The organism is Mesorhizobium sp. M0306 (genome assembly GCF_040321655.1).
GTDB lineage: Bacteria > Pseudomonadota > Alphaproteobacteria > Rhizobiales > Rhizobiaceae > Mesorhizobium.
This window is the reverse complement of the sequence record NZ_JAMYRY010000031.1, coordinates 57,463-69,751: the sequence shown is the minus strand read 5'-3', so window position 1 is coordinate 69,751 and position 12,289 is coordinate 57,463. Positions and strand designations below refer to the sequence as shown.

The window sequence follows — 12,289 nt, the reverse complement described above, 5'->3', positions numbered from 1 at the left end:
CTGGTTTCCGGCCAGGTCGAGAAACTGGCCGAAGGCCGCGATATCCTCAAGCGCGCCTTGGAGGCCGATCTCAACACGATCAGGGGCGCCATCGCCGACCAGTCGCAACTATTGACCGATAATCGCGCCCAGTTTTCGCGTGCGTTGGAAGCCGATCTCGGCAACGTCAACAGCCTGGTCGCAACCCACGCGGAGAAGCTCGTCCAGGACCGCTCGACCCTGTCCAAGGCGCTCGAGGACGATCTCGCCAAGCTGGCCGAAAGCCGCTCGAGCATCGATGGGCTGGTTGCCGGCCAGGTCGAGAAGCTGGCGGAAGGCCGCGACATCCTCAGGCGCGCGCTGGAAGCCGACCTGGAGAGGCTTGCAATGAGCCGCAGCGAGGTCGACGAGATCGTCGCCGGTCATGTCGGCAAGCTGAGCGAGGGCCGCGACATGCTGACCCGCGCATTGCAGGACGATCTCTCCAGGCTCGCCGAAACGCGCAAGGATGTCGACCGTTCGCTGTCCGGCCATATCGACCAGATCGCCGCCAGGAGCACCGACATCTCCGATGCAATCGCTGCCGACGTAGAAAAGATCGAGCAGGTGTTCAGCCGGCAGACAGGCGTCATCGAGGAGCGCGCCAGCACCATGGAGCGGGCGCTGTCGACGGGTGTCGACAACGTTCGCAGTGTGCTCGAAAGAAGCGCGGTCTTCGTCGCCGGGGCGCTGCGCGAGAAGGTCATGGAAGTCACCAGTGCGCTGCATGAGCAGGCGGGCGCGGCATTCAGCGATGCCGACCGCAAGATCGCCGAGCGCGCCGAGCAGACCTCGGCGGCCCTGCTCGCCAGGGCGGAGGACATCGCCCGCACCTTTGAAGAGGCGGATCGTCGCCTTGCCGCGCGCGCCGAGGATACGTCGAGCGCACTGATTGCCCGCGTCGACAACACGTCGAACACCTTGCTTGCGCGTGCCCAGGAGACGGCCGATCAGCTGGCAGCCAGAGCAAGTGAGATTGCCGGCACCTTCGACGCGGCGGACCACAGGCTGGTCTCTCGCGCCATCGAAACGGCCCACTCGCTGGCTGCACGTGCCGGCGACATCCTGCGCAATTTCGAAACAGCCGACGAGCGGCTGGGCGTGCGCATCGGCGAATCCGCCGAAGCTCTCGCGGCACGCGCGTCGGACCTCGGTCGCATTTTCGATGCCGCCGACCAGCAACTTATCTCGCGTATTGCCGAAGGGTCCGAAGCACTTTCGGCCCGCGCGTCCGAGATCGGCCGCATCTTCGAGGAGGCGGATCATCGCCTGGTGTCCCGTATCGCCGACAGCAGCACCGCCATCGGCGAACATGCCGACACCATTGTCGGCGCCTTCACCAGCACCGAGCAGCGGGTTGCCGAACGCGCCAGGCAGACTGGCCAGGAACTCGCCGTCCATGCCCGTGAAATCGAGCAGGTGCTTGCCGGTGCCGACGAACGCCTGGCATCGAGTGCTGCTGTTACAGCCGCCCGCGTCGAGGAGCAGGTCGCCAGCGTCGAGAACCGCCTCGCCTACTCCGCCGAGACAATGGGCCAAAGGCTCAACGAACAGGTTTCGAATGCCGAGGCGCAGCTGGTCTCGCGTGCCAACACGATCGCCGAAACCTTCACCGCGGTCGGCCAGCATATCGGCCAGAGCACCAACGACGCTGCAAAGACCATCGGTGCCAATACTCGCGAGCTCAGTACGATGCTTGCGGCACGTTCGGCCGAAATATCGAAAATCCTGGACGAGACGGCACGGCCTCTGGTCGAGCGCTTCGCCCAGGGCGGCTCCGAGCTGCAAAAGAGCATGGAAGAGGTCACCGAACGTGCGACCGAGAAGCTGCGCACTCAAAACGCTGCCCTCGTCGACGCCCTCGCCAGCCGTACGGCCGAAACCCTGTCGGCCGTCGAAGGTGCGCGCTCGACGCTTGCCGACAGCGTTGCCGACCTCATCGGCCGCATGACCACCTCCAGCTCGCAGCTCGGTCAGTTGATCGAGCAGGCGGCGACCAATCTCGGCCAGGTCGACGAACGCCTGACCGGCAGCACGCAAAGCTTCGCCGCGACCACGGAAAAGACCGCGCAGACCTTCGCCAGTTCGGCGCGCCTGGTCGATTCGAACACGACGCGGCTCACCGAGCTGTCGTCGTCGACCTTGCGCGAGGTTGCTTCAATCGCCACCAAGTTCGACGAGCACAGCCGGTTGCTTTCCAGTGCCTCGGACCTGTTGAGCTCGGCCCAGAGCAATCTAGAGCACACGCTCGAAAGGCAATCGTCGCTGGAGGACCTCGCCGTCGGCCTTGTCAAGAAGTCGGAAGATCTCGAAAGGGTCATGCGCTCGTTCGAGAATCTGGTCGGCCAGACACTGCAGAACGCCGAAGGCAAGACGCTGGAATCCGCCGACAAGATCCGTACCGCGATTTCCGAAGTGGTCGATTCGGCCACCAAGCGCTTTGCCGATGCGACCGAGGAGATGCGGCGTACCGCTGGCTCGATCAAGAGCGAGCTCGACCTCACCCGGGCTGAGCTCAAGAAAGGCGTCATCGAGATGCCGGAAGAGGCAAAGGAATCAACCACGGCTATCCGCCGTGCCGTTTCCGAGCAGATCAACGCGCTGAAGGAACTTTCTGAAATCGTTGCCAAATCTGGGCGCGGCACCGACAGTTCGGAACAGCGCAACCTGCGTCCGGCGCCGCAAGCGCCTGCCGCACGCGCCGCCGAACCGCCACGTCGTCCGGCTCCGGCTCTCGAACAGCGCCGTGCACCGCAGGCGCCTTCGGGCGAGACGGCGCTGCGCGGCACGCTCGACCTCGAACGTCCCGCAGACCAAGCGCCGCGCCAGCGCGATCCCAACGGCCGCACGCCGCAGGGCGGTTGGGTGCGTGACCTCCTGACCGGTGCATCGCGCGAAGACGACGCCAAGCCGGCAGCGCCTGCCGAAGCGCCGCGCCCGGCTCCCGCTGCGCGTTCGCCCCTTCATGTGGTGGAATCGCTGAACTCGCTCTCCGTCGATATCGCACGCGCCATCGATCACGATGCTTCGATCGAACTGTGGAACCGCTACCGGCGCGGCGAGCGCGACGTCTTCACGCGCCGTCTTTACACGCTGAAGGGCCAGCAGACGTTCGATGAGATCCGTCGCAAATATCAGTCGGAGGCGGAGTTCCGCGCCGCCGTCGATCGTTACTGCGACGATTTCGAAAAGCTGCTCAAGGACGTGTCGCGCAACGACCGCGACAACATCATGGCACAGACCTACCTGACCTCGGATACCGGCAAGGTCTACACCATGCTGGCCCACGCCAGCGGCCGCCTGCACTAAGCGGGCGACAGGAAAACTGAAAGGGCGTTCTGCCCTTTCAGTTTAGACCCGATACTGAAAAGATAGTTCCACTGCGCAAATCTCTTGATTTGGCCGGATGTTTGCGCCTAGGAGCAGAGGCTGGGATCTCGTGGCAATGCAGACAATTCGCGGTGATCTGCTTCAGCTTGCGCTCGACGGAACGTTCGATGTCATTGTGCATGGATGCAACTGCCAGTGCCAAATGGGCAAAGGAATTGCTCTTTCCATAAAGCAGCGTTTTCCCGAAGCATATGCTGCGGATTGCGCGACATTGAAGGGCGACCCAGCCAAGCTGGGAAGCATATCCGTTGCCGAAATCAAGCGAGGCAGCCGCACTTTCCAGGTCGTCAACGGCTACACCCAGTTCCATTGGCAGGGCAAAGGCGTGAAGGCTGACTACCAGGCAATCCGAAAAGTCATGCAGGCGGTCAAAGGCAGATTCGCAGGCAAAAGAATCGGCTACCCGAAAATTGGTGCGGCGCTGGCTGGAGGTGATTGGGAAATCATAGGCTCAATCATCGACGACGAGCTTGCGGGTGAAGATCACACGCTCGTCGAATATGCTCCGTGAGTTGCTTCGGTCTTTGGCCGCTTCATAGCAGCTAGCCCGGTTTAGATCACAGTGTCGGTCCAGCGCACTATTTGCCCAGCCGCATCGCCGAACGCGGCATCGAGCGCGCCGACATAGGCCTGGTTGCCATTGCCCGAAACGGGCGCGATGGCGCTAAACGTCTTCGAAGCGCGCACTTCACCGTTGCGGTCGTTCAACAGGCGCACGAACAGCTCGACCTCGGCATGTTCGCCGCCATCGACACGCACCTCGAACGAGCGGATCTCGACGATCACCTGATAGTCGATCGCCAGCCCCTCGCCTGGCTTGCCGACGCCGGTGAAGCTGCCCGAGCGCTGGAACGTCTCTGCCAGCCGCGCCTGTACGATCATCGGCAGCCGGTCGGCCCATTGCGCGCCCTTGAGATACTGGATCGAGCGCGGCGATGGCTTGATGACGATGTTCTGGCTATCCAGCGCCTTGAGCGCCGATGGCTGGGCGATGAGGATCTGGCGACGGCTGTGGGCACGCGCTTCCAGCGACGGCGCCGAAAGCTCGAACGTATCCAGCGGCGCCGGTCTGCCGCCAGGCAAGGCCGCGCAGCTTGCTAGCGAAAGCGCCAGCAACACCGCCCAAACCTTAGACCCACCCGATGTGATGCTGCCTGAACTGATCGACTTCAAACGCGATCCCCCCCGGATCGTGGAAACAACGCGCATCTGCAAGCTATGTTCTTGCGGTGATCGGGGATCGAAGTCAACGGCGCACCCTGCCGTCGAACTGCCGGACCTCGCCCTCGCCGCCGGACAAGATCCTTTGTGGGTTGCGGCTCAGATCGGTTACCGCCTCTTCAATGCGGGTGATCGAACGACGGCTGTCCTGGACCAGCGCTTCGACGTTTTGCAGCCCCTGTCCCGAGAATCGCGCCAGATTGTCGGTGATGGTACCGAGGCGGGCGTTCAGCGTATCGGCGACCTGCTTGAACGATTTCAGCGTCGCTCTGGCGTCGGCCATGACGCCGTCGGCCTGGCCGGAGCCGAGCAGTTTGTCGACCTTGGCAAGGATGCCGTCGACTCGCACCGAGGCATCGTTGAGGCGTCCTGCGAGCTGGTGCGCGTCTTTGATGGTTTCATCGATGTCGTCGGCTCGGTTGGCGAACTTGTTGGTCACCTTGGCAATGTCGGCGGCAGCCTCGTTGGCGTTTTCGCTGGCCTTCTGGATATTGGCCAGCGCGGTGCGAACCTCAGCCGGATCGATGCCGTCGAGAACGCCGTCGACCTTGGCCAGCGTGCCTTGCGTCTTCTGGGCGAAGTCGTTGATCGAGCCGACCGCAGTGTCGACGTTCTTGATGACCGTGTCGAACTGCTTGCTGGTTTCCTTGAGGTTGGAAGTGACCGTGTCGACATTGGCGACGATGCTCTTGATCTGGTCCTTGTCGACGGCGTTGAGTAGCCCTTCCGCCGCCTTCAGGGTACCGTCGAGCTTGCCCGAAACACCCTTCAATTCGTCCGCCAGCGAGCTGACGCTGGCCAGGAACTTGTCGACGCCGTCCGAATTCCTGGCCAGTGCATCGGAGAAGGTCTGGACATTGGCGACGGTCTGCGTCAGCGGCCCGCGAACATCCTTGGTGAAGCCTTCGAGCTCCGAAAGGACCTTGTCGGCGCGGGTGAAGATGTTCTGCGCTGTCTGCAGCAGATTGGTGACCGCCGACGGGTTGGCAACGATCTCGGCGACACGGCCTTCCTTTTCCGCCTCATCGAGAAGTTTTGGCTCTTTGGGGTCGGCGCCCTTGAGCTCGATGTTGGCCTGGCCGGTGAGGCCGGCAAGCCCGATATCGGCCTGCGTCGACTTGGTGATAGGCGTATTCCGGTCTATTTCGGTGTCGGCGATAGCAGCGGTCGGATTGTCGACGTCGATATAGACACGGCGCACGTCGCCGACTTTGACGCCATTGAACAGCACGAAGCTGCCACGGCCGAGCCCCGAAGCGGAGCCTGGAATGCGCACGCGCAGTACCGTCGTCTCACCCTTGTCGCCGATTGCCGCCGTCCAATAGACGAAAGCGAAAGCCGCGAGGATCGCGGCCAGCGTGAAAATGCCGACAATGACGTAGTTGGCCCTGGTTTCCATTGCTCACTTATGGCTATGCGCGCGTCGCAAGATCAAGTTGTCGGGCGCGTTTTCCGCGGAAATAGGATTTTACCCAGGGTTCCTCGCTCCTGAGCATGTCGTCGATCGTGCCCTCGACCAGCACTTTCTTGTTGCCAAGCACCGCCACGCGGTCGCACGCGGTAAACAGCGTGTCGAGATCGTGCGTGACCATATACACGGTCAAATCCATCGTATCGCGCAGCTTGACGACCAATTCGTCGAACTCAGCCGCGCTGATCGGATCGAGCCCGGAAGTCGGTTCGTCGAGGAAGACGATATCCGGATCGAGCGCCAGGGCGCGCGCCAAGGCGGCACGCTTGATCATGCCGCCGGATAGCTCGGAAGGGAATTTCTCCGCCGCATCCGGAGGCAGTCCGACCAGCTCGACCTTGAGCATGGCAAGTTCGTCCATCAGCCTCTTCGGCAAATCGAGATATTCGCGCATAGGCACCTGGACATTTTCGAGGACCGTCAGCGCCGAAAAAAGGGCGCCATGCTGGAACAGCACGCCAAGCCGCATGTCGATGCGAAGGCGCTCCCTTTCGGTTGCCTTCTCGACGTCGACGCCGAACAGTTTGATTGTTCCCGATTGCTTGCGCGTCAAGCCAAGAATGGTGCGCAACAGAACAGATTTGCCCGCACCGGAGGCACCGACGAAGCCGAGAATCTCCCCGCGCCAGATATCGAGCGACAATTTGTCGAGAACGACTTGGTCGGCGAACGATACCGTGATGTCGTGCGCCGACAGCACGATCTCGTCTTCTTTGGCCTTCGCCGCCACCTTGGTCGTGTTTGTGCCCGGCAGCGCCATGTCAGAACTCGATCGCTGCATAGAACATGGCAAAAAGCCCGTCGAGGATAATGACCACGAAGATCGACTTCACCACTGAGGCGGTCACATGTTGGCCAAGCGATTCGGCGCTGCCGCCAACCTTCATGCCCTCGACCGAGGCGATTATGCCGATGATCATGGCCATGAACGGCGCCTTGATCAGGCCGGCAAAGATGGTGCTGAGGTCGATTGCGACACGCAGCCGGTCGATGAACGCTGCCGGTGCAATATCGGAGTAGAGCCATGCAGCCAAAATCCCGCCGCCCAGCGCGGCAAAGTTGGCGATGATCGTCAGACAAGGCAGCGCGACGACCAGCGCGACCAGCCGCGGAAACACCAGCACGCCGATTGGATTAAGGCCGATCACCTTCAGCGCATCGACCTCCTCGCGCATTTTCATCGAGCCGATCTCGGCGGTGATCGCGCTACCGGAGCGGCCGGCGATCATGATCGCCGTCATCAGCACGCCGAGCTCGCGCAGGATCAGCACGCCGACCAGGTCGACGACGAAGATGTCGGCGCCAAAATAGCTGAGCTGATAGGCGCCTTGCTGGGCAACGATTGCGCCAACGATAGCCGACATCAGCACCACCACTGGTATGGCGCCGACGCCCATGCGATCGATCTGGTTGAAGATCGCCGCCATATTGACGCCATGGCCGCGGCCAAGCTTCATCTGCGAGCCGCGTATCGTGGCGCCGAGGATGTTCATTGCGGCCAGGAAATCGTCGCGCATCTCATAAACACGCCGGCCAACCGCCTCGAGCCCCCGAATGATGAAGTTGGGCGGCTTTGCCGGACCTGATTCGGGCTCGCGTCGAACCGCATCACCGACGGCGCCAAGCAGGATCGACGCAATCTCGCTCTGCCCCTGCGTCGTGATCTCGACGCCCTTCTTTTCGAAGCTGCTGACCAGGCGATCGATCAGCCACGCCCCGGCAGTGTCCATCTTCTCGATTTGTGAAAGGTCGAGCGCCAGCGTCTTGAAACCGCCGCGCTTCTCGATCTTGCGCATCTCGGCGTCGACCAGCGCCACGGTGCGTGTCGTCCAGGTTCCCGAGAAAGCGCAGCCGAGAACGCCGCCCTCCTCGCCGATCGCGATGCGCGGCTGGTGGTCGGGCTCCTTGGCAGGGCCGCTTGCGTCGCGTTTGCGGATGGTCAACATGGCGTCCTGTTTAGCCTGACGGGGCCGACCTGTCGATTTGCCAACATCCTCCTTGTTGCACAGCCGGAGCAGAAAAATATGGCGCGTGTCATTTCGGTCGAGGCCGAGCGCTTTCCCATCGCCGGGACATTCACCATTTCGCGCGGCTCGAAGACCGAAGCTGAGGTGATTTCCTGCGCCATTGCCGAAAACGGCCGTACAGGGCGCGGCGAATGCGTCCCTTACAAGCGCTATGGCGAGACCATGGAGGGTGTGCGCGGCGCGATCGAGGCGATGCGCAGTGAGATCGCGCACGGCATCAGCCGCATCGCCCTGCTCGGTGCCATGCCTGCCGGCGCGGCACGCAACGCCATCGACTGCGCGCTCTGGGACCTGGAAGCGAAGATCAGCGGAACACCGGTGGCGCATATGATACGAACCGTTCCGTTACGGGCGCTTGAGACGGCTTACACACTGTCGCTCGCCGAGCCGGAGGCGATGGCGACGCAGGCCCGCGCCAACGCCCAGCGCCCGCTGCTCAAGGTCAAGATCGGCGGCGACAACGACATCGCCCGCATCCGTGCAGTGACGGCGGCGGCACCCGACAGCCGAATCATTCTCGACGCCAATGAGGGCTGGAATGACGACAATATCGTCGCAAACCTCGCCTTTGCCGCCGAGCATGGGATCGCCTTGATCGAACAGCCGCTGCCGGCGGGACATGACGGTATTCTTCGCCACATCGCGCATCTGGTGCCGATCTGTGCCGACGAAAGCGTGCACGAGGCGAAGGACCTCGACGCGCTTGTCGGCCTCTACGACGCCATCAACATCAAGCTCGACAAATCGGGTGGCCTGACCGCAGCACTCGTGCTTCGCGACCGCGCCCGCGAACTGGATTTTGGCGTCATGGTCGGCTGCATGGTCGGCACTTCGCTTGCGATGGCGCCGGCGGTGCTATTGGCGCAGGATGCCGATTTCGTCGATCTCGACGGTCCGTTGCTGCTAGCCCGCGACCGCGTTCCCGGTCTCGTCTACCAGGGTTCGCTGGTGTCACCGCCCGAGCCGGCGCTGTGGGGCTGAACGCGCGGCAAGCCCGATCAGCGCCAGGCCCGTCAGGGCGATGGGGATCATGGCAAAGAAGCCGTTCGCGCCGAAGCGATCGTAAAGAGGACCTGAAATCAGCGTTGCCACCGCCATGAAGAAACCATTGGAGAAATAGGCGATGCCTTGCGCCGCCCCGGTGCGTTCTTCCGCGATTGTCTCACCGATCATCTTTTGCAGGCCGATCAGCACCAGTGCCACCGAAACCGCGTGCAGCGTCTGGATCGCGAAAAACCCGCCGACGCCAAGCCCAAGCGGCCAGATCAGCGGGAAAGCGATCCAGCGCACGATCGCGCCTATCCCGGCAATCAGCATGATCGAGACGACCGAGAAGGAGGCGAAAGCGCGGGTGAAGACGACGAACATGCATATCTCGGCGACGACGCCCCATCCCCACAGAAGCCCGACAACCGAATCGCTGATGCCGATCGACTTCCAGTAGATCGACACGAAGCCGTAGAGAAATGCGTGGCTGGCGGTGATGACGCCGACGCCCGTCGAAAAAAAGAGGAAATGAGGGTTCAGGAGTTTCGGTGCCGATTGCTGGATATCGGCGGCCGAAAGCGGCGAGGCGCGGCGCGGACGGCCGAGGCGCGGCGCAATCAGTCCGGCGACTAGCGCGGCACACAGCGCCGCGAAGATGATCACCGGAACAGCCTCGGCACCGCTTGCCGAGAGGATGAAACCGCCGGCGAGATTGGCGCAGAGATAAGAGATCGAGCCCCATTTGCGCATGCCGGCGTAGTTCGAGCCGAAGCGGCGAACACCTGAAAGGGCGAGCGAATCGGCAATCGGCGAATGCGGCGTCCAGACGACCGTCAGCGTCAACGATACGGCAAGTACCATTGCGTAGGTCGGCTGCAGGAAGTAACCGGCGGACAGGATCAGCGATGCGGCGACCAGCGCGACATAGACATTGGCGCGGTCGCTCGCTTTGTCTGCCAGCGCGGTAAGAAAAGGCGTCGTCGCTACGCGCAGGAACATCGGCGCGGCGAGGATCACGGCTATCTGCTCGGCGTGGAACCCCTTCGCCTGCAGCCACAGCGGGAAATAGGGCACATGCGTTCCGAGCGGAACGAAGAGCGTGAAGAAGATCAAGCTCATGCGCAGTTCGAAATGGCGTGGCTTGACGAGCTGTTCGGGCGAGAGCGGCGGCAGGGAGGACATTAACAGGCGATCCGTCGGCACGGCATTCAGCCGGGTCGGCCCGCCACACCTGCCGCTGCTTAACACGGCGAAAAAGTCGATGAAACCGCTGGACTAACCGATTAAAGCGAGATGAGGCCGGATTTGGTCAAGCCGCCTGGACTGCCCTGCCCTTGATGTCGATCGGCACGAGCACCTCGCTGCCGACCGGAGTCTCCGGCAGGACATGCGCCCAGTGCAGGATCTCCATCCGGCCGTCAAAATGCTCGACCACCGCCGTGCAGCTCTCTACCCAATCGCCGGTGTTGATGTATTGCACGTCCTCATAGCTTTCGATCGCGGCATGGTGGATGTGCCCGCAGATCACGCCGTCGACATGCGAGCGGCGCGCCTCCTCGGTCAGCACGGTCTGGAACGAGCCGATGAAGTTCACCGCCTTCTTGACCTTGACCTTGGCCCAGGACGAGAACGACCAGTAAGGCAGGCCAAGCACTTGGCGCAGGCGCGTGATGACGCGGTTGAGCAGCATGGCCGCGTCATAGGCGTAGTCGCCGAGATAGGCCAGCCAGCGCGCATTATGGACGACGGTGTCGAACTGGTCGCCATGGATGACAAGAAGGCGTTTGCCGTCGGCGGTCTCGTGGATGGCGCGATCGGCAACGACAATGCCGCCGAAATGCACGCCCTGGAACTGGCGCGCGAACTCGTCATGGTTGCCGGCGATGTAGGTGATGCTGGCGCCCTTGCGCGCCTTGCGCAGCAATTTCTGGACCACGTCGTTGTGGCTCTGCGGCCAATGCCAGCTCCGTCTCAAGCGCCAGCCGTCGACGATGTCGCCGACGAGATAGATGATATCGGCATCGTGATGGCGCAGAAAATCGATCAGGAACTCGGCCTTCGCCGCCTTCGATCCGAGATGGACGTCGGAGATGAACATGCTGCGGAAAGTGCGAGGCTCTGCGCCGGACATCATTTGTCACCGTTGCTTTCGCCTGAGGCTATGCCCCGATTCATGCAACAACCGTATGACGGTTGCGATTGGTCCAGCCATACGGGTAGGTTGCCGCGGCAATCAGAGGAGAAAATCACCATGGACCTCGGCATTCGCGGCAAGACGGCCATAGTCTGCGCCTCGAGCAAGGGGCTGGGACGCGGCTGCGCCATGGCACTGGCGGAGGCAGGCTGCGATCTGGTCGTCAACGGCCGCAACGCCGACGTGCTGGCCAAAACCGCCGCTGAACTGCGCGAGAAATTCGGCGTCAAGGTGACCGAGATCGTCGGCGACATATCCAAGCCCGATGTCCAGAAGGCGCTGCTTGCCGCCTGCCCCGATCCCGACATCCTCGTCAACAACAATGGCGGTCCGCCGTTTCGCGATTTCCGTGCGCTCGATCGGGCAAAGATCCTCGAAGGCGTCACCCAGAACATGGTGACCCCTGTCGAGCTGGTTCAGGCCGTGATCGACGGCATGGCGGCGCGCGGCTTCGGCCGCATCGTCAACATCACCTCGCTGTCGGTCTACGTGCCGATCCCCGGCCTCGACCTGTCGTCCGGCGCCCGCGCCGGCCTCACTTCGTTCCTCGCCGGCGTCGCGCGCACGGTGATCGACCGCAATGTGACGATCAACAACATGCTGCCGGGCAAGCTCGACACCGACCGGCTGCGCGGCCCGCACGAGGCCGGCACGCCCGAAGATCCGGCCGCCGCTGCCGCACGCAAGGCGCAAGCAGCAGCCAATGTTCCGGCCAAGCGGCTCGGCACGCCGGAGGAATTCGGCCAGATCTGCGCCTTCCTGTGCTCGGTTCACGCCGGCTACCTGACCGGACAGAACATACCGGTCGACGGCGGCCTCTACGTCAGCGCGTTCTAGCGGCAAAATCTACCGCTTAGTATCCGCTGGGAATGGCGGAAAACGGGCGCCCTCAGGCCAGCCGAGGTAAGGCAACATTATGCTCAAAACGCCAGTTCACAAGGACTAGGGTTAGTCCGCATGTTATGTCCTGCCTCGCACATG

General features: G+C 62.6%; 10 protein-coding genes. 4 read left to right on the top strand and 6 right to left on the bottom strand.

Annotated elements, in window-relative coordinates:
• Both NKI95_RS28650 and NKI95_RS28645 read left to right on the top strand, forming a co-directional pair.
• Window positions 1-3,327 (top strand): ATP-binding protein (locus NKI95_RS28650; protein WP_502909271.1); only part of this gene is annotated, 3,327 nt, incomplete at its 5' end.
• Between the two features lie 136 nt (window positions 3,328-3,463).
• Window positions 3,464-3,919, top strand: a complete 456-nt coding sequence (locus NKI95_RS28645) for a macro domain-containing protein (protein ID WP_352720995.1) — start codon at window positions 3,464-3,466, stop codon at window positions 3,917-3,919.
• 41 nt (window positions 3,920-3,960) lie between these two features.
• Here the strand turns inward: NKI95_RS28645 and NKI95_RS28640 are convergent, their stop codons facing one another.
• The 4 genes from NKI95_RS28640 to NKI95_RS28625 are packed head-to-tail and all read right to left on the bottom strand — an operon-like array spanning window position 3,961 to window position 8,046.
• Window positions 3,961-4,617, bottom strand: coding sequence for an ABC-type transport auxiliary lipoprotein family protein (locus NKI95_RS28640; protein ID WP_352720994.1), 657 nt, complete (start codon window positions 4,615-4,617; stop codon window positions 3,961-3,963).
• Between the two features lie 37 nt (window positions 4,618-4,654).
• Complete coding sequence (locus NKI95_RS28635; RefSeq protein WP_352720992.1) at window positions 4,655-6,028, bottom strand: MlaD family protein; 1,374 nt, start codon at window positions 6,026-6,028, stop codon at window positions 4,655-4,657.
• 13 nt (window positions 6,029-6,041) lie between these two features.
• Window positions 6,042-6,860, bottom strand: coding sequence for an ABC transporter ATP-binding protein (locus NKI95_RS28630; protein WP_352720990.1), 819 nt, complete (start codon window positions 6,858-6,860; stop codon window positions 6,042-6,044).
• A 1-nt stretch (window position 6,861) separates the two neighbouring features.
• A complete protein-coding gene (locus tag NKI95_RS28625; protein ID WP_352720988.1) occupies window positions 6,862-8,046 on the bottom strand; it encodes an ABC transporter permease in 1,185 nt (394 codons plus the stop codon).
• A 78-nt stretch (window positions 8,047-8,124) separates the two neighbouring features.
• On the opposite strand from NKI95_RS28625, the gene dgcA reads away from it, so the two are divergent.
• Complete coding sequence (dgcA, locus tag NKI95_RS28620) at window positions 8,125-9,108, top strand: N-acetyl-D-Glu racemase DgcA (protein ID WP_352720986.1); 984 nt, start codon at window positions 8,125-8,127, stop codon at window positions 9,106-9,108.
• Here the strand turns inward: dgcA and NKI95_RS28615 are convergent.
• Together NKI95_RS28615 and NKI95_RS28610 are read right to left on the bottom strand one after the other, a co-directional pair.
• Complete coding sequence (locus NKI95_RS28615) at window positions 9,079-10,296, bottom strand: MFS transporter (protein WP_352720985.1); 1,218 nt, start codon at window positions 10,294-10,296, stop codon at window positions 9,079-9,081. The genes dgcA and NKI95_RS28615 overlap by 30 nt on opposite strands.
• Before the next feature lie 127 nt (window positions 10,297-10,423).
• Window positions 10,424-11,245, bottom strand: coding sequence for a UDP-2,3-diacylglucosamine diphosphatase (locus tag NKI95_RS28610; RefSeq protein WP_352720983.1), 822 nt, complete (start codon window positions 11,243-11,245; stop codon window positions 10,424-10,426).
• A gap of 120 nt (window positions 11,246-11,365) precedes the next feature.
• Between NKI95_RS28610 and NKI95_RS28605 the strand changes: the two genes are divergently transcribed.
• Window positions 11,366-12,145: an SDR family oxidoreductase gene (locus NKI95_RS28605; RefSeq protein WP_352720981.1), complete on the top strand. Its 780-nt coding sequence runs from the start codon at window positions 11,366-11,368 to the stop codon at window positions 12,143-12,145.
• Window positions 12,146-12,289 lie beyond the last annotated feature (144 nt).

Coding starts and splice junctions, on each gene's coding strand:
- NKI95_RS28645 (WP_352720995.1), top strand. CDS start 3,464: ATGCAGACAATTCGCGGTGATCTGCTTCAGCTTGCGCTCGACGGAACG.
- NKI95_RS28630 (WP_352720990.1), bottom strand. CDS start 6,860: ATGGCGCTGCCGGGCACAAACACGACCAAGGTGGCGGCGAAGGCCAAA.
- NKI95_RS28635 (WP_352720992.1), bottom strand. CDS start 6,028: ATGGAAACCAGGGCCAACTACGTCATTGTCGGCATTTTCACGCTGGCC.
- NKI95_RS28625 (WP_352720988.1), bottom strand. CDS start 8,046: ATGTTGACCATCCGCAAACGCGACGCAAGCGGCCCTGCCAAGGAGCCC.
- NKI95_RS28640 (WP_352720994.1), bottom strand. CDS start 4,617: ATGCGCGTTGTTTCCACGATCCGGGGGGGATCGCGTTTGAAGTCGATC.
- dgcA (WP_352720986.1), top strand. CDS start 8,125: ATGGCGCGTGTCATTTCGGTCGAGGCCGAGCGCTTTCCCATCGCCGGG.
- NKI95_RS28610 (WP_352720983.1), bottom strand. CDS start 11,245: ATGTCCGGCGCAGAGCCTCGCACTTTCCGCAGCATGTTCATCTCCGAC.
- NKI95_RS28615 (WP_352720985.1), bottom strand. CDS start 10,296: ATGTCCTCCCTGCCGCCGCTCTCGCCCGAACAGCTCGTCAAGCCACGC.
- NKI95_RS28605 (WP_352720981.1), top strand. CDS start 11,366: ATGGACCTCGGCATTCGCGGCAAGACGGCCATAGTCTGCGCCTCGAGC.